The organism is Limnohabitans sp. Hippo3 (assembly GCF_003063665.1).
Classification (GTDB): Bacteria; Pseudomonadota; Gammaproteobacteria; order Burkholderiales; family Burkholderiaceae_C; genus Limnohabitans_A.
In genome coordinates, this window is the sequence record NZ_NESF01000004.1 from 38,637 (window position 1) to 61,097 (window position 22,461).

The 22,461-nt window shown below is 62.0% G+C and carries 25 protein-coding genes; 12 read left to right on the forward strand and 13 right to left on the reverse strand.

Annotation, left to right across the window (positions count from 1 at the left end; genetic code table 11):
• Positions 1 to 12: 12 nt before the first annotated feature.
• The gene (gene rpsP, locus B9Z34_RS07030) at positions 13 to 264 is read right to left on the reverse strand and encodes a 30S ribosomal protein S16 (protein ID WP_019430383.1); all 252 of its coding nucleotides are present in this window, start codon (positions 262 to 264) and stop codon (positions 13 to 15) included.
• 137 nt (positions 265 to 401) lie between these two features.
• On the opposite strand from rpsP, the gene B9Z34_RS07035 reads away from it, so the two are divergent.
• On the forward strand, positions 402 to 923 hold the full coding sequence (locus B9Z34_RS07035; protein WP_108427409.1) for a GNAT family N-acetyltransferase: 522 nt from the start codon (positions 402 to 404) through the stop codon (positions 921 to 923).
• Between the two features lie 7 nt (positions 924 to 930).
• Positions 931 to 1,377, forward strand: a complete 447-nt coding sequence (locus tag B9Z34_RS07040; RefSeq protein WP_108427410.1) for a hypothetical protein — start codon at positions 931 to 933, stop codon at positions 1,375 to 1,377.
• Positions 1,378 to 1,457: 80 nt separating this feature from the next.
• Here B9Z34_RS07040 and B9Z34_RS07045 read toward each other — a convergent pair whose 3' ends face one another.
• The 8 genes from B9Z34_RS07045 to B9Z34_RS07080 form a co-directional block, all read right to left on the reverse strand.
• Positions 1,458 to 2,471 (reverse strand): inorganic phosphate transporter, encoded by a 1,014-nt coding sequence (locus B9Z34_RS07045; RefSeq protein WP_108427411.1) that lies wholly within the window; start codon positions 2,469 to 2,471, stop codon positions 1,458 to 1,460.
• A 21-nt stretch (positions 2,472 to 2,492) separates the two neighbouring features.
• Positions 2,493 to 3,140: a DUF47 domain-containing protein gene (locus B9Z34_RS07050; protein WP_108427412.1), complete on the reverse strand. Its 648-nt coding sequence runs from the start codon at positions 3,138 to 3,140 to the stop codon at positions 2,493 to 2,495.
• A gap of 96 nt (positions 3,141 to 3,236) precedes the next feature.
• Positions 3,237 to 3,599 carry a DMT family protein gene (locus B9Z34_RS07055; protein WP_108427413.1) on the reverse strand — a complete coding sequence of 121 codons (363 nt, stop codon included), beginning with the start codon at positions 3,597 to 3,599 and terminating at the stop codon, positions 3,237 to 3,239.
• The gene (folK, locus tag B9Z34_RS07060; protein WP_108427414.1) at positions 3,596 to 4,087 is read right to left on the reverse strand and encodes a 2-amino-4-hydroxy-6-hydroxymethyldihydropteridine diphosphokinase; all 492 of its coding nucleotides are present in this window, start codon (positions 4,085 to 4,087) and stop codon (positions 3,596 to 3,598) included. Before folK ends, B9Z34_RS07055 begins: the two co-directional genes overlap by 4 nt.
• Before the next feature lie 24 nt (positions 4,088 to 4,111).
• Entirely contained in the window at positions 4,112 to 5,683 is a 1,572-nt protein-coding gene (pcnB, locus tag B9Z34_RS07065; protein ID WP_108427415.1) for a polynucleotide adenylyltransferase PcnB, read from the reverse strand.
• The gene (locus B9Z34_RS07070) at positions 5,680 to 6,348 is read right to left on the reverse strand and encodes an HAD family phosphatase (protein ID WP_108427416.1); all 669 of its coding nucleotides are present in this window, start codon (positions 6,346 to 6,348) and stop codon (positions 5,680 to 5,682) included. The genes pcnB and B9Z34_RS07070 overlap by 4 nt, the downstream gene beginning before the upstream one ends.
• Complete coding sequence (gene hda / locus B9Z34_RS07075; RefSeq protein WP_108427417.1) at positions 6,345 to 7,031, reverse strand: DnaA regulatory inactivator Hda; 687 nt, start codon at positions 7,029 to 7,031, stop codon at positions 6,345 to 6,347. The genes B9Z34_RS07070 and hda overlap by 4 nt, the downstream gene beginning before the upstream one ends.
• Positions 7,028 to 8,143 carry an AI-2E family transporter gene (locus tag B9Z34_RS07080; protein WP_233249474.1) on the reverse strand — a complete coding sequence of 372 codons (1,116 nt, stop codon included), beginning with the start codon at positions 8,141 to 8,143 and terminating at the stop codon, positions 7,028 to 7,030. The genes hda and B9Z34_RS07080 overlap by 4 nt, the downstream gene beginning before the upstream one ends.
• A gap of 132 nt (positions 8,144 to 8,275) precedes the next feature.
• Here B9Z34_RS07080 and purM point away from each other — a divergent pair, with 132 nt between their 5' ends.
• Positions 8,276 to 9,307: a phosphoribosylformylglycinamidine cyclo-ligase gene (purM, locus tag B9Z34_RS07085; RefSeq protein ID WP_108427419.1), complete on the forward strand. Its 1,032-nt coding sequence runs from the start codon at positions 8,276 to 8,278 to the stop codon at positions 9,305 to 9,307.
• Positions 9,308 to 9,317: 10 nt separating this feature from the next.
• On the opposite strand, the gene B9Z34_RS07090 is transcribed toward purM, so the two are convergent.
• Both B9Z34_RS07090 and murJ read right to left on the reverse strand, forming a co-directional pair.
• On the reverse strand, positions 9,318 to 10,178 hold the full coding sequence (locus tag B9Z34_RS07090) for a SirB1 family protein (RefSeq protein WP_108427500.1): 861 nt from the start codon (positions 10,176 to 10,178) through the stop codon (positions 9,318 to 9,320).
• Between the two features lie 16 nt (positions 10,179 to 10,194).
• Entirely contained in the window at positions 10,195 to 11,760 is a 1,566-nt protein-coding gene (murJ, locus tag B9Z34_RS07095; protein WP_108427420.1) for a murein biosynthesis integral membrane protein MurJ, read from the reverse strand.
• A 155-nt stretch (positions 11,761 to 11,915) separates the two neighbouring features.
• Here murJ and rpsT point away from each other — a divergent pair, with 155 nt between their 5' ends.
• Entirely contained in the window at positions 11,916 to 12,218 is a 303-nt protein-coding gene (gene rpsT, locus B9Z34_RS07100; RefSeq protein ID WP_108427421.1) for a 30S ribosomal protein S20, read from the forward strand.
• A gap of 295 nt (positions 12,219 to 12,513) precedes the next feature.
• Here rpsT and B9Z34_RS07105 read toward each other — a convergent pair whose 3' ends face one another.
• Positions 12,514 to 12,834: a DUF3579 domain-containing protein gene (locus B9Z34_RS07105; protein ID WP_108427422.1), complete on the reverse strand. Its 321-nt coding sequence runs from the start codon at positions 12,832 to 12,834 to the stop codon at positions 12,514 to 12,516.
• Between the two features lie 187 nt (positions 12,835 to 13,021).
• Here B9Z34_RS07105 and B9Z34_RS07110 point away from each other — a divergent pair, with 187 nt between their 5' ends.
• From B9Z34_RS07110 to B9Z34_RS07145, 8 genes are all read left to right on the forward strand, one after another.
• The gene (locus B9Z34_RS07110; protein ID WP_108427423.1) at positions 13,022 to 14,224 is read left to right on the forward strand and encodes an aspartate aminotransferase family protein; all 1,203 of its coding nucleotides are present in this window, start codon (positions 13,022 to 13,024) and stop codon (positions 14,222 to 14,224) included.
• A complete protein-coding gene (gene argF, locus B9Z34_RS07115) occupies positions 14,221 to 15,159 on the forward strand; it encodes an ornithine carbamoyltransferase (RefSeq protein WP_108427424.1) in 939 nt (312 codons plus the stop codon). The genes B9Z34_RS07110 and argF overlap by 4 nt, the downstream gene beginning before the upstream one ends.
• A 47-nt stretch (positions 15,160 to 15,206) precedes the next feature.
• A complete protein-coding gene (locus B9Z34_RS07120; protein ID WP_108427425.1) occupies positions 15,207 to 15,515 on the forward strand; it encodes a YkgJ family cysteine cluster protein in 309 nt (102 codons plus the stop codon).
• Between the two features lie 68 nt (positions 15,516 to 15,583).
• Positions 15,584 to 16,210: an arylformamidase gene (gene kynB / locus B9Z34_RS07125; protein ID WP_108427426.1), complete on the forward strand. Its 627-nt coding sequence runs from the start codon at positions 15,584 to 15,586 to the stop codon at positions 16,208 to 16,210.
• Positions 16,211 to 16,232: 22 nt separating this feature from the next.
• A complete protein-coding gene (gene kynU / locus B9Z34_RS07130; protein ID WP_199220089.1) occupies positions 16,233 to 17,519 on the forward strand; it encodes a kynureninase in 1,287 nt (428 codons plus the stop codon).
• A gap of 10 nt (positions 17,520 to 17,529) precedes the next feature.
• Complete coding sequence (gene kynA / locus B9Z34_RS07135) at positions 17,530 to 18,417, forward strand: tryptophan 2,3-dioxygenase (protein ID WP_108427427.1); 888 nt, start codon at positions 17,530 to 17,532, stop codon at positions 18,415 to 18,417.
• Positions 18,418 to 18,500: 83 nt separating this feature from the next.
• Positions 18,501 to 18,968 (forward strand): (2Fe-2S)-binding protein, encoded by a 468-nt coding sequence (locus B9Z34_RS07140; protein WP_108427428.1) that lies wholly within the window; start codon positions 18,501 to 18,503, stop codon positions 18,966 to 18,968.
• Positions 18,965 to 21,232, forward strand: a complete 2,268-nt coding sequence (locus B9Z34_RS07145; RefSeq protein WP_108427429.1) for a xanthine dehydrogenase family protein molybdopterin-binding subunit — start codon at positions 18,965 to 18,967, stop codon at positions 21,230 to 21,232. Before B9Z34_RS07140 ends, B9Z34_RS07145 begins: the two co-directional genes overlap by 4 nt.
• On the opposite strand, the gene B9Z34_RS07150 is transcribed toward B9Z34_RS07145, so the two are convergent.
• Positions 21,205 to 22,422, reverse strand: a complete 1,218-nt coding sequence (locus tag B9Z34_RS07150) for an FAD-dependent monooxygenase (protein ID WP_108427430.1) — start codon at positions 22,420 to 22,422, stop codon at positions 21,205 to 21,207. The genes B9Z34_RS07145 and B9Z34_RS07150 overlap by 28 nt on opposite strands.
• Positions 22,423 to 22,461 lie beyond the last annotated feature (39 nt).

A 22,461-nucleotide genomic window follows, 5' to 3' on the forward strand; every position in this document is an offset into this window, starting at 1 on the left:
CGTGCGGACCGATCAGGCGGCGGCTTTGCCGGCTTGACGGATCAGGCGTTCCACGGTGGGAGAAGCCTGGGCGCCCACGCTCTTCCAGTAGGTCAAGCGGTCTTGTGCAATGCGCAGACCTTCTTCGCCGCCTTTGGCTGTGGGGTTGTAAAAACCGATGCGCTCCAGGAAGCGGCCATCGCGACGCACGCGCTTGTCGGCGACGACGATGTTGAAGAAAGGACGTGCTTTAGAGCCGCCGCGGTTCAGACGAATAACAACCATGATTTATCCTTGGGTGGTTGGGCTTCTTGGGAACAATTGCCCAGATGCCCGGTATCCTTCAGCGTTTGAGACACGCAACTGGCCACCCGGCCAGTGACACACTGAAAAGCCAATCATTATACAACGGGAGCCCTGCCTTGCCTCTGATCCGACCCAGCCGTGATGAAGACATCCCGGCCATCACCGCCATCTATCGCCACCACGTCCTGACCGGTACCGGCACTTTCGAGATCGATCCCCCCACCGAAGCCGACATGGCCAGTCGCCGCGCCGATGTGCTGTCCAAGGGTTTGCCTTATCTGGTGGTCGAGGACGGGGGCCGCGTGATGGGGTTTGCCTATTGCAATTGGTTCAAGCCCCGCCCGGCTTACCGCTTTTCTGCCGAAGACTCGATTTACATGGCCTCGGACGCCCACCGCAAAGGGATGGGGCGGGCCCTTCTGGCCGAGTTGTGCACGCAGGCCGAACGCGCAGGCGTGCGCAAATTTCTGGCCGTCATCGGCGACTCGGCCAATGCGGGGTCCATCGGCGTTCACACCGCCTTGGGCTTCAGCCACGTCGGCGTGCTCAAGTCCTGCGGCTGGAAGTTTGACCGCTGGCTCGATGTCGTGATGATGGAAAAGCCTTTGGGCGCGGGCGACAGCAGCCCTCCGCAATAATCGCCCCATGAAAAACAAAACATTCGCGACCTGGCTGGCTTTCTGGACCGGCCCCTTGGGCCTGCACCGCTTTTATTTGTATGGATGGACGGACATATTGGGCTGGCTGCTGCCGATTCCAACGGCTCTTGGCTTTTACGGCCTCGAGCGTGTTCAGCAATTCGGGCAAGACGACACCCTGAGCTGGATGCTGATCCCCCTGCTGGGCTTCACCCTGGCCGGCTGCGCCTTGAACGCCATCATTTACGGTTTGACACCGATCGAAAAATGGAACGCCAAGTTCAACCCCCTGGCCGATGCACTGACACCATCGGGCCGGACAAATTGGGGCACGATCATTGGCATCGCCACCGCCCTGCTGTTGGGCACCACCGTTTTGATGGCCAGTCTGGTTTTCAGTTTCCAGCGGTACTTTGAATACCAAATCGAAGCGGCTCGGCTGATCAGCCAATGAAAAATGCCGCCCGACTTGAACATTCGGGCGGCATGCGTTGAGCCAAATGATTGGACCAGACGCCTGAAACAGGCAGCCCTTCAGTCAAAAATCTGAAAGCTGACCCAGTAAGCCATGGCCGCCACAAAAGCACTGGCGGGAATGGTCAAAATCCACGCCCAGATGATGTTGCCCGCCACGCCCCAGCGCACGGCGCTGGCCCGTTGGGTGGAGCCAACGCCCACAATGGCCCCGGTGATGGTGTGTGTCGTAGACACCGGGATGCCCAATGTGGTGGCCAAGAACAAGGTCATTGCCCCCCCGGTTTCGGCGCAAAAGCCGCCCACAGGCTTGAGCTTGGTGATTTTCTGACCCATGGTCTTGACGATGCGCCAGCCACCAAACATGGTGCCCAAGCCAATCGCCAGATAGCAACTGACGATGACCCAGCCCGGAGGCGCGGCATCGGCCGTGGTGGCGTAGCCTGTGGCAATCAACAGCAGCCAGATGATGCCGATTGTCTTTTGCGCATCGTTACCGCCGTGGCCCAGGCTGTAAGCCCCGGCCGACACCAGTTGCAGACGACGGAACCATTTGTCCACCTTGGAAGGCCGGGCACGCCTGAAGAGGTGCGCCACAGTCACCATCATCAAGGAGCCGAGCAGGAAGCCCAGCAAAGGCGACACGAAAATGAAGGCCACGGTTTTCAGGATACCGGCCGAAATCAGGGCACCTGCGCCAGCTTTCGCAATCACCGCACCCACAATGCCGCCAATCAAGGCGTGCGAGGAGCTGCTGGGAATGCCGTAGTACCAGGTGATGACGTTCCAGGTGATGGCGCCCACCAACGCACCGAAGACCACATGCGTGTCCACAATACCCGGTTGGACAATCCCTTTGCCCACGGTGGCCGCCACGCTCAGGTGGAAGACAAAAATGGCAATGAAGTTGAAAAAGGCGGCAAAGATGACCGCTTGCCCCGGCTTGAGCACGCCCGTCGAGACCACGGTCGCGATCGAGTTGGCGGCATCATGAAAGCCGTTCATGAAGTCAAAAATGAGCGCCAGGGCGACCAGCAAGATCACCACCCACAAGGCGGCTTGTACGGTTTCCATGTTCAGGATTCCCGGTTCGGATCAAGAGTTTTCGAGGACGATGCCCTCGATCTGGTTGGCCACGTCTTCACACTTGTCGGTGATGGTCTCCAGCAATTCGTAAATGGCCTTGAGCTTGATGATCTCGCGCACATCGGCCTCTTCGCGGAACAGCTTGCTCATGGCACTGCGCATCACGCGGTCGGCATCGGACTCCAGGCGGTCGATTTCCTCGCAGGTCTTCAAGGCAGCTTCGGCCACAGAGGGCTCGCCAATCTTGGCCAGCAACTTGACTGCATCCTGCACACGCTCGCAGCACTTGACCGACAAATCGGTCAGGCGGGTGATTTCATCGGTCATGTGCCGCACGTCGTACAGCGCCATGGTCTCTGCCGAGTCCTGGATCAAGTCGGCCACATCGTCCATGAGGTTGATGAGGGCGTGGATTTGTTCGCGGTCGATTGGGGTGATGAAGGTGGTGTGGATCAGGCGGTTGACTTCCTGGGTCACGCGGTCGGCCGCGTGCTCGGCATTGTCCACATCGCGGTTGTATTTTTCCCGCAGGTGCGTGTCGCTGTAATTGGCCACCAGGTTGGAAAAGGCCCGCGCCGCCTCGACGATGCGCTCTGCGTGTTGGTTGAACAGTTCGAAGAAGTTGCCTTCTTTGGGCAGCAATTTGCCAAACAGCATGGGTGAGCTCCTGATATCGGGAAAGGGTCTAAGGTGACAATTTTGTGACAGCGGCGAGTTTAACCGCTCGATCTGTGCCGATTCCCTGCGAACCGCTCAGTGACTTCGGAAAATGAAATAAACCGCACCCACCATGCACAAGGCGGCCCACAGGTAGTCCAGCTTGAAGGGTTCCTTGAGGTAGAAGATCGCAAAAGGCACAAAAACACTCAAGGTGATGACCTCTTGCATGATCTTCAACTGCCCCACGCTGAACTGCGTGTAACCAATGCGGTTGGCCGGCACCTGGAACATGTATTCCAACAAGGCAATCCCCCAGCTCGCCAAGGCCGCGGTATACCAAGGGGCCGTGGCCATGTGGCGCAGGTGGCCGTACCAGGCGAACGTCATGAACACATTGCTGGCCAGCAAAAGTACGACGGTCTGCAAGGACACAGGCCACTGGGTGAAAAACGTCATGGCAACTCCTGGTCCATTGGTGGCAAGCGCTCAATGGCTTGATCTGCCACGCGCACCAAGTCTTGCGGACTGACGCGCTGCGGCCACACATCGGCCAAGGGGTAGAGCACAAAAGCCCGCTCGCGCCAGCGCGGGTGCGGCAAGTTCAGGCGGGGGCTGTGCATCTGGGCGTCGCCATAAAACAGGAGGTCCAGGTCCAGGCTTCGCGGCGCATTCAGATAGGGGCGCAAGCGGCCCGCCTGGTTTTCGATGGCCTGCAAAGCGTCGAGCAAATCGGGCGCAGTCAGGCGGGTGTCGATGCGGGCCACCGCGTTGATGAAGTCTGGCCCTTGGGCTTCATAGGGTGCCGTGCGGTACAGCGCAGAGCGGCCTGTGACTTGCGTGCCGGAGATCGAAGCCAACGCCTGCAGGGCTTGCAGGACGGCGGCCCGCGCCTGCCCCAAATTGGCGCCCAGCGCCACATAAGCGGTCACGGGGTCGCGCAACATCGACGCCACCGTCACCCCACGGCCTCACTCGGCGCTGGCACCATCGCCCGCCGAGTCACCACCAGCGCCGGGCTTACGGCGGCGACGGCGGCGCTTTTTGGGGGTACCCTCGTCTGCGCCATCGGCCTCTGTGGCTGCATGTGCGGCAGGACGGCTTGAGGCCTGCGCAGACACCTCAGCGCCTTCAGGACGAGGGGCACGGCGCACACGGGGCTTGGCCGATTGCAAAGCCTGTTGCTCGGCCTTGGCCGCTTGCACCAGGTCTTCGCGCTCCGAATCGCTGGCCATGCTGAACTCTTGCCACCAGTCGGCCAGGCGCACATCCACCTCTTCGATGTCGGCACGCAAACGCAGAAAGTCGAAACCGGCACGAAAGCGGGGTTGCTCGACCAGGCCGAACGGCGTGCTGCCCACCCGCTTTTCAAAGCGCGGCTGCATCATCCAGATCTCGCGCATGTCAGCGGCCAGCTTGCCACGGCCGGACACATCGCCAATGCGGGCATCAAACACCTCGTCGATCGCATCCTGCAAAGCGGGATGCGGGTGCTCCCTGCGCGCCAGGCGTTTGGCCCAGCCCTCGCGGACATCGGCCCACAACACACAGGCCAGCAAGAAGCTCGGGGCGACCGGCTTGCCTTCGCCCACGCGGCGGTCGGTATCGGCCAAGGCCACCTGCACAAAGGGGCTGTCTGCACGCTCCACCACCACATCCAGCAAGGGGTAAATGCCGGTGGCCAGGCCCAAATGTTTCAGCTGCGCGATTGACGCTAGCGCATGCCCGGTTTGCAGCAGTTTGAGCATCTCGTCAAACAAACGGCTTTGCGGCACATCGGCCAGCAAGGCGGCCGACGGGGTGAGGGGCTTGGCGGTTTTGGCCTCCAGCTTGAAGCCCAAGGGGCTGAGCTTGGCCGCAAATCGGACGGCACGGATGATGCGCACCGGGTCTTCGCGGTAACGGGCCACCGGGTCGCCGATCATGCGCAGCACCCGCTTTTTCGCGTCCTGGATGCCGCCGTGGTAGTCCACCACGATCTGTGACTCGGGGTCGTAATACATGGCATTGACCGTGAAATCGCGGCGCGTGGCGTCTTCGTCCTGCGGGCCCCAGACGTTGTCGCGCAGCACACGGCCCGACGAATCCACCGCGTGCTTCATGCCAGCCAGTTCGCTCTTGCTGGTGCGCTCGTTGCCCTTGACCTGCTCGGCTGCCGCGTTGTCCAGGTGTGCACGGAAGGTGGACACCTCGATCACCTCGTTGTCACGTCCCCGGCCGTAGACCACATGTACGATGCGAAAGCGCCGACCGATGATGAAGGCGCGCCGAAACAGGCCTTTGACCTGCTCGGGCGTGGCGTCGGTGGCCACGTCGAAGTCTTTGGGACGCAGGCCCAGCAGCAGGTCACGCACCGCACCGCCCACGATGTAGGCCTCAAAACCGGCTTGCTGCAAGGTGCGCGTCACATGGATGGCGCGTTCGTCCACCAGATTCGGGTCGATGCCGTGAACCGATGCAGGCACTTCGGTGCGGCGGCCAAAATGGGGTTTGTTGCCTTTGGGCGTCTTGCCCATCAGCTTGTCGATGAATTGTTTGATCATTCTTGAAAGAGTTCGAGGATGCGCCAGCCACGCTCTGTGGCCAGCTGACGCAACCGAGCGTCAGGGTTCGTTGCCACCGGATGGTGGGCTTTTTCCAGAAGCGGCAAGTCGTTCGTGGAGTCCGAGTAGAAAGTCATCTCCACATCCCCCCAGTTCAGGCCTTTTTGGCCCAGCCACTGCGCGACGCGGGTGACTTTGCCCTCGCGAAAGGACGGTGTGCCCCGGATCTCGCCTGTGATCCAGCCACTGGCATCGCGTTCCAGCTCCACCGCGATCAGCTCGCTGACCCCGAAAGCCTGGGCAATCGGGCGGGTCACAAATTCGTTGGTGGCGGTCACGATCATCACCGTGTCGCCCGCATGCTGATGCGATCGTACCAGCGCCAGGGCCTCGGGCGTGATGCGGGGCCGGATCACTTCGTCCATGTAGCGGGCATGGGCGTGGGCAGCCTCGGTCGCACCGCGCTCGCGGGCGGCGCGGGTAGCAAAACGCACGTAATCGTGGATGTCGAGCGTGCCCGCCTGGTAGTGGGCATAAAACTCGTCATTGCGTTGGCTAAACACCGCCGGATCGGTCCAGCCCAATTCGGTGGTGAATACGCCCCAGGTGTGGTCAGAGTCCAGCGGCAGCAAGGTGTGGTCCAAGTCAAACAACGCGAGTTTCATTCGTTCTCCAGCATCGCACGGACCAACGGAATGGTCAGGGCGCGTTGCGTTTGCAAGGCGTAGTGGTCCAGGTGATCCAGCAGCTGCATCAAGCTGCCCAAATCGCGCGAAAAGCGCTTGAGCATGTAGGACATGACTTCATCGCTCAGGAACAGACCGCGGGCATCGGCCTCTTGGCGCAAGACGGCGCGGCGCTCGGGCTCATGCAGCACCTGCAAGGCATGGACATGGCCCCAACCCAGGCGCGTGCGCAGGTCGTCGCGCAACTTCAAATCGGCGGGTGGCAATGCGCCTGCGGCCAACACCCAGCGGGGCGTGCCGCTGCGGGGTGTCAAGGCATTCACAAACCAGTTGAAGGCGGTGTGCTGTTGCTCGGCGTTGTACTGGTGTACATCGTCCATCAAGACAGCCGCCCAGGCGTCGTTGAACTCGGGCGGGTGCATGGTGTGGGCATCCAGCCAGCCCACCTGAGCACCCTGCCCCCTCAAAGCGTGGTGCACCGCATGCAACAAATGCGTCTTGCCCGAGCCGCTCTCACCCCACAGGTAAGTGGGTACAGGAGAGCGGCTGACCGAAGCGGTCCACAGTCGCAAATGGCTCACCGCCGCGTCGTTGGGGCCTGCAAAGAAGTTGTCCAGCGTGGGGCTTGATGCCAGCCCGATGTCCAGTGCCAGCTGCTTCATGCCTGCTCGGGTCCTTGCTCGGCAGCACCCGAACCGCTTTTTTGGTACAGATCGCTTTGCAGATATTGGTGGCGCAAACGGCGCAGGCCCACCAACAAAACCGCGCTGGCGGGCAAGGCCATCAACACCCCCACAAAACCCAACACCTGACCAAACGCCATCAAGGCCAAAATGACGGCCAGCGGGTGCAAACCGATGCGCTCGCCCACCAGTCGGGGGGTGAGCACAAAACTCTCGAGCAGTTGTCCCAGGCCATACACCACCGCCACCATGACCACGGCCTGCGCCGAAGCAAACTGCAACAAGCCCGCCAACAGCGCCAGCACCAGCCCCAAACCAAAACCCAGATAAGGCACAAACACGGCCAGACCGGTGAACACGCCGATCGGCAAAGCCAGATCCAGGCCAAACAGCTTCAGCCCGGCGGCATAAAACACCGCCAATGCCAGCATCACCAGCAACTGACCTCTCAAATATTCGCCCAGCACCTGGTCGCAGTCCTGCATGAAACCATCAAAACGCTCACGCCAGGCCGGGGGGACCAACTCGACCACACTGTTGACCAGCCGCGTCCAGTCGTAGAGCATGTAAAACAAGGCCACCGGCACCAGCACCGCGTAACCCAGCACGGCCAGGGCCACACTGCCGCCCAGCTTGATGGAAGACATCAGTGGCGCCCACCAATCCTCTCGGTTGGCACTCAGGTACGAGACCAGCTGGGTTTTCAGGTCGCGCAGGTCCAGCGACACGTTCAGGCCCAGCTGGGCCAACAGGGGGTTGATGGCATCCCCCAATTTGTCCAGCAAGACAGGCAATTGCTGCTGGAGCAGTGGCCACTCTCGCACCAGAATCGGCACCAGCAACAACAAAACGCCCAACAAAGCCAGGATGGCCAAGAACTCAACGAACACCACGGCCAAGGCCCGTGGCAATCGCCCTGCGGCCAAGCCCTCCAGACGAAGCACCAGAGGGTGCAGCACGTAGGCCATGACCGCAGCGATCAAAAAGGGGGCCAACACGGGTGCCAGCAGCCAGAACACCAGCACCGCGACCAAGGCCACACCCAACCAGGCAGCCAAGCGGGTCATCAAAAATGGAAGGGGTGCGTGCATTCGGTCTCGTGTTTTGCGGGGGACAGTCCCAAGCGATCAGGGCTAACCCTTAAAATAAGCCTTGATTTTAGTCTGCCAGCCCGTTTATTGGCCCCCCGTTCCCCATTTACATGCCCCATTCGGGCCAAAACCATGAGCCAAACACCCCTCTCCTACAAAGACGCCGGCGTGGACATCGTTGCCGGTGACGCGCTGGTCGAGCGCATCAAGCCCCTGGCCAAGAAAACCATGCGCGAAGGCGTGCTGGCCGGCATCGGCGGTTTTGGCGCCCTGTTTGAAGTGCCCAAGCGCTACAAGGAGCCCGTGCTGGTGAGCGGCACCGACGGCGTGGGCACCAAGCTCAAGCTGGCTTTTGAGTGGAACATGCACGACACCGTGGGCATCGACCTGGTGGCCATGAGCGTGAACGACGTGCTGGTGCAAGGTGCCGAGCCCCTGTTCTTCCTGGATTACTTCGCCTGCGGCAAGCTGGATGTCGACACCGCCGCCGCCGTGGTCGGGGGCATTGCCAAGGGCTGCGAATTGTCGGGCTGCGCCCTGATCGGCGGCGAAACCGCCGAGATGCCCGGCATGTACCCGGCAGGCGAATACGACCTGGCCGGTTTTGCCGTCGGCGCGGTCGAAAAATCCAAAATCCTCACGGGCCAAAACGTGCAAGCCGGTGACGTGGTGCTGGGCCTGGCGTCCAGCGGCGTGCACTCCAACGGTTTCAGTCTGGTGCGCAAGTGCATTGAGCGCGCAGGCAGCAACGCCCCGGCCACACTGGACGGCAAGCCCTTCAAGCAAGCCCTGATGGAGCCCACCCGCCTGTATGTGAAGAACGTGCTGGCCGCATTGGCCGCCCACCAGATCAAAGCTTTGGCCCACATCACAGGCGGCGGCTTGCTCGAAAACATCCCCCGCGTGCTGCCCGAAGGCCTGGCCGCCCATCTGCAAAAAGGCAGCTGGCCCCAGACCGAACTCTTCGCCTGGCTGCAAAAAACAGCGGGCATCGACGACATCGAGATGAACCGCACCTTCAATAACGGCATTGGCATGGTGGTGGTGGTGGGTGCTGACACCGCAGAAAGCTGCGCTGCCACTTTGCGCGCTGCGGGTGAACAGGTCTACACGATTGGCCGCATCGCTGCGCAAGGCCAAGGAGCTCAGGTGGTCGTGGCCTGAAGCCACGTGATCAAGTGCCCGAGAGCTCGTCGATGCGGTGCCTCAGCGCCGCCTGATCGGGCGCTTGGGGTTCGGCCTGCAAATAAACCTGCAGGTCCTGCAAAGCCTCTGTGTTGCGCCCCAACTCGGCCAAGACCAGTCCCCGGTCTCGCCTCTCGGACCAGGCTTCAGGCAAGAGCACGATGAGCCGGTCCAGCACGCTCAGCATGCGAGGCCAATCTTCTTGCGAACGGAAAACCTCTTTCAGGTTGCGCAACATGCGGGCCAACAAATCGCGCGGCGGGCAGGGTTGTAAATAAAGTCCCAGAGGCGTTTCGCCCTCGTCCAGATCCGCGCCGGTTGTGGGCCCCATGTCTTCGCGGTAAGGCCCCAGCCTTTCCGACAAGTTGTCGATACCCAACGAGTCGCCGGTCAAAGGGTCCAGCACCACCAAACCGCCCTGCAGCGTGATTTTGACCAGGAAATGACCTGGGAATGAGACGCCCTGTGCCTGCAAGCCCAGCCCCTGGGCCAACTCCAGCCACAGCACGGCCAGCGAAATCGGCAAGCCACGCCGGGTGCGCAGCACCTCGTGCAAATAGCTGTTTTCGGGCGCGTAGTAATCGTTGGCGTTCACGCCAAAACCCATTTCCTTGTAGAAAACCTGGGTCAAGATGGCCAGGCGCGTCAGGTCGTCCGCATCTGCCGGCAAGCGGCCCTTGATCCGTTTGAGCAAGCGCGCCACATCGTCCAGCACCTGCTGCACATCCAGCGTGGGCTCTTCGTCCTGCGCAAGGCTGGCCGCTGCCTCGAGTACAGGAAAATCCGTGTCACTTTGCACCAGACTGGCGAAATAGCTCAGCGGCGTTGGGACTGAAAAATTCAAAGACATGTTCATCCGTCAAGCATCAGCGTTTGAGGAAGGCCTTGAGACGCAAACCTGTGGCCCACAAGACGCCAAAATAAAGGAGGGCCGAGCACAGCAAGGTCGCGAGCATCCAGCCGATACGCCACCAGGCCTCTTGACGCATGGCCACCCAAGGCAAATGGTTCGCGGTGAACCACAGCAGGCACGTCAACAAGCCCGTGGCCAGCAGCACCTGAGCAGCAAAGCGCCACCAGCCAGGCTGCGGCTTGTAACTGCCCCGGCGCAACAAGCCCAGCAGCAACCACAAGGCATTGACCAGAGCGCCCAAACCGATGGACAGGGCCAGCCCGGCGTGGGCCAAATGAGGCACCAGCAGCAGGTTGAAAATTTGGGTGAGCACCAGCACCGCCACCGCGATGCGCACCGGGGTGCGGATGTCCTGGCTGGCGTAGTAACCCGGGGCCAGCACCTTGATCGCGACCAAACCCAGCAAGCCCACACCGTAGCCGGTCAGGGCCAAAGTGGTTTGCTGCACGTCGCGGTCGGTGAAGGCCCCGTAGTGGTAGAGCACCGACACCAGCGGCTGCGAAAACACCAACAAAGCCGCTGCACAAGGCAACGCCAGCAACAACACCAGGCGCAAACCCCAGTCAAGCATGGCGGCGTAACGCTCGCTGTCGCCTGTGGCTTTGGCCGCAGCCAACTGCGGCATCAGCACCACGCCCAGTGCCACGCCCAAAATGGCCGTCGGGAACTCCATCAAACGGTCGGCATAGGTCAGCCAGCTGACGCTGCCCGGGGCCAGGTGCGAGGCAATTTGCGTGTTGATCAACAAGGAAATCTGCGCCACACCCACCCCCAACAAGGCCGGCCCCATGAGACGCAAAATGTTCAGCGTGGCCGGGTTGGTCCAGGCCTTTTTGACGGCAGTAGGCCCCAAGCCCAAGCGGGGCAGCAAGCCCAGACGATGCAATGCCGGAATCTGCACCACCAGCTGTAAAAAGCCCCCCAGCATCACCCCCACGGGCAAAGCGTAAATGGCCTCCACGCCTTGCTTGGCGAGCCAAGGTGACAACAGCCAGGCCGCTGCGATCACGCTCACATTGAGCAGCACGGGTGTGGCCGCGGGCACGGCAAAACGCTTCCAGGTGTTCAAGATACCGGCCGACAAGGCCACCATGGACATGAAGGCGATGTAGGGGAACATCCAGCGCGTCATGTTCACAGCCGCGCCGTAACCCCGGGCATCTTGCTGCAAGCCACTGGCCAGCGCCCAGACCAGCCAGGGTGACGCCAAGACCCCCGACACCGACAAAGCCAGCACCGACCAGGCCAAGGCCGTGGCCACGCTATCGATCACTTCCTGGGTGGCTTCTTCCCCATGCTGGGCACGGCTGGCCGCCAGCACCGGTACAAAAGCCTGGCTGAAGGCCCCCTCGGCAAACAACCGCCGAAACAAATTGGGAATGCGAAAGGCCACATTGAAAGCGTCGGTCAAGGCACTGGCCCCGAACAGGGAGGCGATGAGCAACTCGCGCACCAAACCCGTGACCCGGGAGGCGAGGGTAAAAATCGACACGACAGAGGCAGATCTGAGAAGGCTCACAGTGGGCGAGTGTAGCGGTCCGCTGGATGGCCCAAGGAGGAGTCATACCCCGCCCCAGTGATGTCCGCCTGTTGTCCCCGGCTGAGCCCGTCAACGGCTCTGCTAGAATGTTGGGTTCGTTGGACATCATCCTCAGACACTGAAAGAACTTATATATGGCATCCGCTAAACCCAAAAAGAAGAACCCCCGTCTTGCCTCCGGCCGCAAACGCGTCCGCCAAGACATCAAAATCAACGCCGCGAACTCTTCGCTGCGTTCCAAATACCGCACTGCTGTGAAGAACGTCGAGAAAGCCGTTGCAGCAGGCGACAAGACCAAAGCCACCGAGTTGTTTGCCAAAATGCAAACCGTGGTGGACACCATTGCCGACAAGGGCATCTTCCACAAGAACAAGGCTGCTCGTGACAAGAGCCGCCTGAGCGCCAAAGTCAAGTCTTTGGCTCTCGCCGCAGCCTGATCCGCTCCACCAGATCAACAGCCCGGCGAGGCTTTGTCCTCGCTGCCGTTTGAAACGGGTGCGCTGTCCGCGAAAACTGAACCGCCCAGGTGCAAACCTTGGCGGTTTTTTCATGCTTTTCTCGGCATGACGGAAGCTGAGTTGGAGCTGTCGCCGGACTCCTCATGACTCGCTTCGCTCGTAAAAATCGTCATCCGACGACAGCCCCAACTCAGCGGGTTTCATCTGGGCATCCACACCATCAACAAATCAGGACACATGAAAAAACCGCCCGAAGGCGGTTGGTCGTGTGGTTTTATTTTTTCGGGGGTGGGTCGGGCAGCAAGCAAGCTTCGACCACCTGCAAGCCATTGTCTCGGGCGAAGTTCATCACAAAGTCCCAGGCCATCACGTCGTGGTCGCGCAGGTCGCGGTGTACGACGACACACTTGACATGGCCCATGGTGGTCGGAATGCACCAAGGCGAATAACTCAAGTGGCTGCCTGGAACAGCGCCGCCCGGACGGAACTGGCTCATCACGCCTGCCAAGCGCTCAGCCCAGTCGCTGGGTCTGAAGGTCTTTCCGTCCTCGGTGATTCCCTGGATGAAGACTTCTTTGGCAGTGTTGGAGACCATCGGATAGAGGGGGTGAAGTGGACACCAAAAGCACCGGGATCGCCAGTGCTTTCGTTAGACAAGTATTGTATCTTATATAAGACTTTAGCCTTGTGACAAAATCCGTTGAACCGTCACGCAAAGCCTCTAAAATATTCGCTCAACGGCCCTCCACCATTGGGCCGATTTTTATTTCAGGAGTTCACGCATGACCGCTCACATTGAAGCCGCCTCACCGCACACCATGAACACCTATGGCCGACTGCCAATCGCACTCAGCCATGGTCAGGGTTGCCGAGTCTGGGACGTCAATGGCAAGCAGTACCTGGATGCTTTGGCCGGTATCGCCGTGAACACCCTGGGTCACAACCACCCCGATCTGGTGCCTGCCTTGCAAGACCAGGTCAGCAAAATGATCCACAGCTGCAACTACTTCCATGTGCCCAACGCGGAAGTGCTGGCGGCCAAGCTGGTCGAACTGTCAGGCATGACGAACGTGTTCTTCTGCTGCACAGGTCTGGAAGCCAACGAAGCCGCCATCAAGCTGGCGCGCAAATACGGCCACGACAAGGGCATCGACAAACCCGAAATCGTGGTTTACGAAAAAGCCTTTCACGGTCGCAGCATCGCCACCCTGAGCGCCACCGCCAACGAAAAACTGAAAAAAGGCTTTGGTCCCATGTTGGAGGGCTTTGTGCGCGTGCCGGTCAACGACATCGAGGCCCTGAAAAAAGCCACCGAAGGCAACCCGAATGTGGTGGCGGTGTTCATGGAAACCATTCAGGGTGAAGGCGGCATCAACCCGATGCGCATCGAATACCTGCAGCAAGTGCGCGCCCTGTGTGACCAAAAAGACTGGCTGATGATGATCGACGAAGTGCAGTGCGGCATGGGCCGTACCGGCAAATGGTTCGCCCACCAGTGGGCAGGCATCTTACCCGACGTGATGCCGCTGGCCAAGGGCCTGGGCTCGGGTGTACCGATTGGCGCGGTGGTGGCCGGCCCCAAGGCCGCCCACATCTTCCAGCCCGGCAACCACGGCACCACTTTTGGCGGCAACCCGCTGGCCATGCGTGCGGGGGTCGAAACCATCCGCATCATGGAAAAAGACGGCCTGATGGCCAACGCAGCGAAAGTGGGCGCGCATTTGCGCGGTGGGCTGGAGAAGGCTCTGGCTGGCGTGCAAGGCGTGAAAGAAGTGCGTGGCCAAGGCCTGATGTTGGGCATTGAACTCGAGCGCCCCTGCGGCCCGATCTGGAGCCGCGCGGCCGAAGCCGGCCTGCTGCTGAGCGTGACGGCCGACAGCGTGATCCGCCTGGTGCCGCCGCTCATCATGACCGAGGCCGAGGCCGACGAAGTGGTGGCCATTTTGGTGCCCCTGATCAAGACCTTTTTGGCGGAGTCAGCATGAGCCAGACCCCACCTGTGCCTGTGCGGCACTACCTGCAGTTCACCGACCTCACGGCCGACGAGTACGCACACCTGTTTGCACGCGCCGCCGAGATCAAGCGCAAGTTCAAGGCCTACGAAAAGTACCACCCGCTGGCTGACCGCACGCTGGCCATGATTTTTGAAAAAGCCAGCACCCGCACGCGTGTGAGCTTTGAAGCGGGCATGTACCAGCTGGGCGGCTCGGTGGTGCACCTGACCACGGGCGACAGCCAGCTGGGCCGCTCCGAGCCCATCGAAGACAGCGCCCGCGTGATCAGCCGCATGACCGATCTGGTGATGATCCGCACCTTCGGCCAGGACAAAATCGAGCGCTTTGCCGCGCACTCGCGCGTGCCTGTCATTAACGGCCTGACCAACGAGTTCCACCCCTGCCAGATCCTGGCCGACATCTTCACCTACATCGAGCACCGCGGCTCGATTCAAGGCAAAGTGGTGGCCTGGGTGGGTGATGGCAACAACATGGCCAACACCTGGCTGCAGGCGGCCGAGTTGCTGGGTTTCACGGTGCACTTGAGCACACCCAGCGGTTACGAAGTGGACCAGGCTGTGGCCGGTTTGCGCAGTGCCGACAGCTACAAAATCTTCAAAGACCCCGAAGATGCCTGCCGGGGTGCTGACCTGGTCACCACCGACGTGTGGACCAGCATGGGCTTTGAGGCCGAAAACGAAGCCCGCAAGAAAGCCTTTGCCGAGTGGTGCGTGGACGAAGCCATGATGCAAGTGGCCAAGCCCGACGCCCTGTTCATGCACTGCCTGCCCGCCCACCGTGGCGAAGAAGTCAGCGCCGAAGTCATCGATGGGCCGCAATCGGTGGTCTGGGACGAAGCCGAAAACCGCATGCATGTGCAAAAAGCGCTCATGGAGTTTTTGCTGCTGGGCCACGTGAACGCCTGATCTGTCACCCCGGCTTGATCCGGGGGCCATCCCCCGCTTTTCACCCCATGTCCCACTGCACCACCTGCGGCGCTTGCTGTGTGAGTTTTCGGGTGGACTTCTCCGTGTACGAATACGAAGAAGGTGGCGGCCATGTGCCTGCAGGCTTGGCCTCGCCCATCACCGAGCACACCTGCCGCATGCGCGGCACCGACCACAGCCCGCCGCGCTGCGCCGCGCTCTATGGCAAAACCGGTGAAAAAGCCATTTGCGGCATTTACGAATGGCGGCCATCGCCCTGCCGTGAATTTGAAGAGGGCAGCCCGGCCTGTGAACAAGCACGCCGCCGCCATGGCCTGCCTGCGTTGGACGTCTGAAGTCTTTTTCACGGGTGTTGGAAATAACCGACACCACGGTTTTTTGTGGGGTGCTACCTTCGCACACCATGAAAAAACTTTGGGACATTTCTCCACCTGTGGATACGCAAAGCCCGGTCTTTCCGGGCGACACGCCTTACACCCAGCAATGGGCCGCCACACTGACTGACGCATGCCCCGTGAACGTGAGCGCCATCACGCTGTCGCCGCATGTGGGTGCGCATGCCGATGCCCCGCTGCATTACGACCCGCAAGGCGTGGCCGTAGGCGCTTTGGACCTGCTGCCCTTTCTGGGCCGCTGCCGCGTCATCCACGCGCTGGACGCTGGCCGCTTGATCACCATGGACCTCCTGCAGCACGCCCTGAACGACGTGCCCGAGCGGCTGCTGGTGCGCACCTACCGCCAGTTTCCGCACCAACACTTCGACACCCAACTCACCGCCTTTGACCCCGCCTGCGTGCAGCACCTGGCCGATCTGGGCGTGCGGCTGATCGGCACCGACAGCGCCAGCATCGACCCGGCCGACAGCAAACAGCTGCCCAGCCACCAAGTCATCCGCCAGCGCGGCCTGCGCGTGCTGGAAAACCTGCTGCTCGATGACGTGCCCGAAGGCGATTACGAACTGATCGCCCTGCCCCTGAAACTCATGAGCGCCGACGCCAGCCCTGTGCGGGCGGTCTTGCGCGAACTTTGAACACTGCTTGAAAGACCCAAACATGATGAACCTCACCCCCACCCTGCAAGACTGCGAACTGCTGGACCAACAAGACCCGTTGCGCACCCTGCGCGAGCTGTTCGAGGTGCCACCTGGCGTGATTTACCTGGACGGCAACTCGCTGGGCGTGCTGCCCAAAACCGCCCCGGCCCGCGTGGCCCATGCCGTGACGCACGAATGGGGCACCGACCTGATCAAAAGCTGGAACACCGCAGGCTGGTTCACCCTGCCCCAGCGCGTGGGCGACAAAATTGCCCGCGTCATCGGTGCCCAGCCGGGTGAAGTGGTGGCGGCCGACAGCACCTCGATCAACCTGTTCAAGGTGCTGGCCGCCGCGCTGCACATCGCCCAAGCCGACCATCCGCAAAAAACCAAAATCGTCAGCGAGCGCAGCAACTTCCCCACCGACCTGTACATCGCAGAAGCCTTGTGCAAAGAGCGTGGCTATACCCTGCAACTGGTCGAGGCCGAAGACCTGGCGGCCTCTTTGCAAGCCGATGTGGCGGTGCTCATGCTCACGCATGTGAACTACCGCACCGGGGCCATGCACGACATGCAGGCCGTCACCGCGCAGGCCCACGCCCAAGGCATCCTCACCGTGTGGGACCTGGCGCACAGCGCAGGCGCGGTGCCCGTTGACCTGAACGGCTCAGGCGCCGACTTTGCCGTGGGCTGCGGCTACAAATACCTCAACGGCGGCCCCGGTGCCCCGGCTTTTGTGTGGGTGCACCCCCAGCACACCGACCGCTTTTGGCAGCCCCTGGCCGGCTGGTGGGGCCATGCCGCGCCCTTTGCCTTCACGCCCGACTACCAACCCGCCAAGGGCATCACCCGCTACCAATGTGGCACCCAACCCATATTGAGCCTCACAGCACTCGACTGCGGGCTGGACGCCTTTTTGGCTGCCGAGGCGCTGGGCGGCATGGCCGCGCTGCGCCAAAAGTCGCTGGCGCTCACGGGCTTGTTCATGCAACTGGTGCGCACCCGCCTGCACGGCCACGGCTTTGGCATCGCCACCCCGGCTGAAGAAGCCCTGCGCGGCTCGCAAGTGAGCCTGACTCGGGCCGAAGGCGCTTACGCCATTGTGCAAGCCCTGATCGCGCGCGGCGTGATTGGCGACTTCAGGGCGGGCGATGGCGGCCAGCACCCGGACATCCTGCGCTTTGGCTTTACCCCGCTCTATGTCGGCTATGCCGACGTTTGGCAGGCCGCAGAACACCTGTGCCAGGTCATGCAGAGTGGCGAATGGCAAGACGCCCGCTTTGCGCAAAAGAACGCCGTCACCTGAAAGGCCTGTCATGAGTTCCTGCCCTTTCTCATCCACCACCCACACAGCCAGCGCCAGCACAGCGCAAGGCGAGCGCATCGTGCACGATGAAAAAGCCCAGCTCGACTTTGATGGCCGCATGAGCTACGGCGACTACCTGCAACTCGACGCCATCCTGAACGCCCAAAAACCGCTCTCGCCCGACCACAACGAGATGCTGTTCATCGTGCAGCACCAGACCAGCGAGCTGTGGATGAAGCTGATGCTGCACGAGCTTAAGTTCGCCATGGCGGACATCGCGCAAGACCAGTTGCCCGACGCCTTCAAAAAACTCACCCGCGTCAGTCGCATCATGGAGCAGCTGGTACACGCTTGGGACGTGCTGGCCACCATGACCCCGCCCGAGTACAGCGCCATCCGCCCGTATCTTGCACAGTCGAGTGGTTTCCAGAGCTGGCAGTACCGATGCATCGAGTTTGCGATGGGCAACAAGAACGCGGCCATGCTGCAGCCCCACGCGCATCGCCCTGATCTGTCGGCCATCGTGCAAGCGGCCTACGAAGCGCCCTCGCTGTACGACGAATGCCTGCGGCTTTTGCAGCGCCGCGGTCTGGATGTGCCGGACAGCCACACCCAGCGCGACTGGCGACAGCCCTACCCGGCCAGCGAGGCGGTCGAAAACGCATGGCTCGTGGTCTACGGCAACCCGCAGCAACACTGGGACCTGTACCAGCTGGGCGAAGAGTTGACCGATCTGGAAGACGCCTTCCGCCTGTGGCGCTTTCGGCATGTGACCACGGTGGAGCGCGTGATCGGCTTCAAGCGCGGCACGGGCGGCACGGGCGGCGTGAGCTATTTGCGCAAGATGCTGGACACTGTGCTCTTCCCGGAAATCTGGACGCTGCGCACGCAACTGTGACCCAGCCCCCTAACGATCAAGCTGCGGTCAACAGGTGCATTCATTTGCACTAACATGCCCGCTTGCACCAACGGGGAGAGCACATGCAACTGAACATCAACGGCCAAAGCCAAACCGTCACCACCGACCCCAGCACGCCCCTGCTGTGGGTGCTGCGCGATGAACTGAATCTCACGGGCACCAAATTCGGTTGCGGCATCGCCGCTTGCGGGGCTTGCACCGTGCATGTGGACGGCCAGCCCGTGCGCTCTTGCGTCATGCCTGTGTCTGCTGTGGCCAATCAACCCATCAAAACCATCGAATCCTTGGGCTCGGCAGAAAAGCCCCACCCCTTGCAAAGCGCGTGGATCGCCGAGCAGGTGCCGCAATGCGGTTACTGCCAAAGCGGCATGCTGATGGCTGCAGCCGCCTTGCTCGAAAAAAAACCCCAGCCCAGCGATGCCGACATTGACGCCGCCATGACCAACCTCTGCCGCTGCGGCACTTACCAGCGTGTGCGGGCGGCCATCCACCGGGCTGCGGCTGAACTGAAGAAAGGCGGTGCCGCATGAAACGCCGCACCTGGATTTTGAGCGCCTTGGGCGCTACCGGCGCACTGGTGGTGGGTTGGGGCGCGATCCCCGCCCGCTCACGCCTGGGCTCGCCCGAATTGATGCTGCCCACACAAGGCGATGTGGCGCTGAACGGCTGGATCAAGATCGCCGCCGATGGCGAGGTGGTGCTGGCGATGCCGCGCAGCGAAATGGGCCAGGGCGTGCACACCGCGCTGGCCATGCTGGTGGCCGAAGAACTCGATGTGCCACTGAACCGCGTGCGCCTGGAGCAAGCCGGAGCCGACAGCATTTACGGCAACGTGGCCATGCTGGTGGCCAGCCTGCCCTTTCACCCGCTGGACAGCGAAGGCGAGCACAAGTCCATCAAGATCAAGCTGGCCGAGTGGATGGTGGGCAAGATCGCCCGCGAACTGGGCATCAACGCCACGGGCGGCTCGTCTTCGGTCGCCGACCTGTGGGAGCCGCTGCGCATGGCCGCCGCCACCGCACGCGCCAGCCTGGTGCAGGCCGCTGCTGCCGCGTGGAAGGTGCCCGCCAGCGAGATCACCGTGCGCGATGGCGTGATGCAACATGCATCGGGCCAAAAGGCGCATTACGGCCAAATGGGTGCAGCGGCTGCCGGCAGCACACCGCCGAACATCGCCCCCAAAGCCCGTGAGGACTGGAAGTTGATCGGCCAAAGGGTTGCACGCAATGACATCCCTGCCAAAGTCATGGGCCAAGCGCAATTCGGCATGGACGTGCGCTTGCCCGGCCTGCTGTTTGCGTCCGTGCGCATGAACCCCGTGCTGGGTGGCGCAGCCGCCCCCATGGACACCCAGGCCGCGCTGGCCTTGCCGGGTGTGAGCCAGGTAGTGGCGCTGGACGCTTGGGGCGGCGGAACGGGTGGCTTTGCGGTGGTCGCTACAAACACCTGGCAAGCGCGCCAAGGCGCACAAGCCATGAAGGTGCAGTGGCCAACAACGCCTGCAGGCGCCCCAGACACCACCCGCATCCAGGCCGACCTGCTCAAGGCACTGAACACCGAAAGCGGCTTCACCTTCCACGAGCAAGGCCTGCCACTCAAGGCCGAGCAAACGGCGGCCAGCCGCATTGACGCGCTCTACCAAACGCCCTACCTAGCCCACGCCACCATGGAGCCGATGAACTGCACGGCACGGGTGAAAGACGGCAAAGTCGAAGTTTGGGTGCCCACGCAGGTGCCACAAATGGCGCGGGCCATGGCCGCCAAAGTAGCGGGGGTCAAAGAAGACCAGGTCACCGTGCATGTGACGCTGTTGGGCGGCGGTTTTGGCCGCAGGCTGGAGGTCGACTTTGTCGGGCAAGCCGTGCAAGTGGCCATGGCCTGCAAGGGCGCGCCCGTGCAACTGGTCTGGTCGCGCGAAGAAGACATGACGCACGACTTTTACCGCCCCATGCACCTGGCCAAATTCCAGGCGTCCATCGACGCACAAGGCGAAGTCAGCAGTTTGCGCATCAAGTCGGCGGGCGACGCCATCACCCCGCGCTGGATGGCACGCGCCGCACCGCACCTGTCGGGCCCCATCGACATGCCCGACAAAACCACATCCGAGGGTCTGTTCGATCTGCCCTACGGATTTTTGAACCAGCACATGAGCCATGTGGCCACCCAATCTGGCGTGCCCGTGGGTTTTTGGCGATCGGTGGGCCATTCGCACAACGCCTTCTTCTCGGAAAGCTTCATCGACGAACTGGCCGTGGCCACGAAGCAAGACCCGCTGGCCTTTCGCCTGAAGCTGTTGAAAGACGCGCCGCGTTATGCGGCGGTGTTACAGCTCGCAGCCAAACAAGCCGGCTGGGGCAAGCCTTTGCCCGCAGGCCGCGCGCAAGGCATCGCGCTGCACAAATCTTTTGGCTCCATCGTGGCACAAGTGGCGGAGGTCTCGGTCGAGCAAGGCCAGATCCGCGTGCACCGCGTGGTCTGTGCCATCGACTGCGGCACCGTGGTCAACCCGGACACCGTGGCCCAGCAAATGCAGAGCAGCGTGGTCTATGCCTTGAGTGCCGCGCTGTTCGGCCAAATCGACATCGTGGGCGGCGTGGTGCAGCAAAGCAATTTTCCGAACTACCCCATGGTTACGCTCAGCCAGGCACCAACGGTGGAAACCCACATCGTGCCCAGCACCCGCCACCCAGCGGGCGTGGGTGAACCGGCGGTGCCGCCTCTGGCCCCGGCGGTGAGTAATGCGCTGTTTGCCCTCACTGGCAAGCGTCAGAGGGCATTGCCTTTGAAGCCATGAACCTCTGATGCGTCTGCGTAAAGCCAAGGCACATCCATCACCCGCTCACCCATGAGCCGCATCGACAGATTGCGCCCCAGCGCGACAGCGCCCTGGGCGTGGAAGATGCGGCCGTTGCGAATCGCCCGGGCCTGCACGCGGGCATTGCGCACCCAGCGTTGCTCGGCATAAGCCTGCAGTTGCTCGGCCACTGTCGCGTTGCCCACACTCAGGCACTGCGCCAAGGCCTGTGCGTCTTCGATGGCCATGCCCGCGCCCTGCGCCAAATAAGGCCGCATGGGGTGCGCTGCATCACCCAGCAAGGCCACGCGGCCTTGCGCCATGTCGCTGGCACCGCTCACTGGCGAGCGGTCGTGCAGCGCCCATTGCCGCCAAGCGGGCACCGATGCCAAACGCTCGTGCAAATCGCGGCCCACCACGCCCATGGCCTGCATCAGAGCCTGGGTGTGTCCGGCCTGGTCCCAGTCTTGAGCCTGGTCGGGTTTGGCGCCGTGCACGATGGCCACCAGATTGAGCCACTGCCCACTGCGCACCGGGTAATGCACCACATGCAGGCGCGGCCCCATCCACACGGTGACCTGGTCGCTGCGCAAGTGCGTGGGCAAATCGGCCTGCGCCACCAGCGCCCGGTAAGCCAGATGCCCGGTGAACCGCGCCGAGGCATCGCCCAGCAGTTGCTGGCGCACCGCGCTCCAGATGCCGTCGGCCCCGATCAGGGCGCTGACTTGCAGGCTCAGGCCTTCTGCCGTGTTCACTTGCAAAGCCTCTTCGGTTTCGTACCAGCCATGCACGGTCTGTCCCAGATGCAATGCCAAGCCTGCATCCTGCACCGCCCGCTGCAGCAGGCCCTGCAAATCGGCACGGTGGATGGTGGCATAAGACGCGCCATACAGCGCTTGTGCCCTTTCCCCTAGGCGCAGCGTGCCCAGCACCTGACCGGTTTGCGCATCGCGCGCTTGCAGCTGCTTGGGGAAAGCCGCCACCTCCGCCAGCGCCGCACCCAGACCCCAGGCCTGCAAGATGCGCGTCACATTCGGCCCGATCTGGATGCCCGCGCCCACCTCGCTGAGCTGCGTGGCCCGCTCCAGCAATTGCACTGGCACCCTTTGCCTCGCACAGGCCAGGGCCGCCGCCAGCCCGCCGATACCGCCGCCTGCGATCACCACCGGATTGCGCTCATTTCTTGTCATAGGTCAATTGTGCCCGGGCTTGAAGGAGTCAAAAAATTG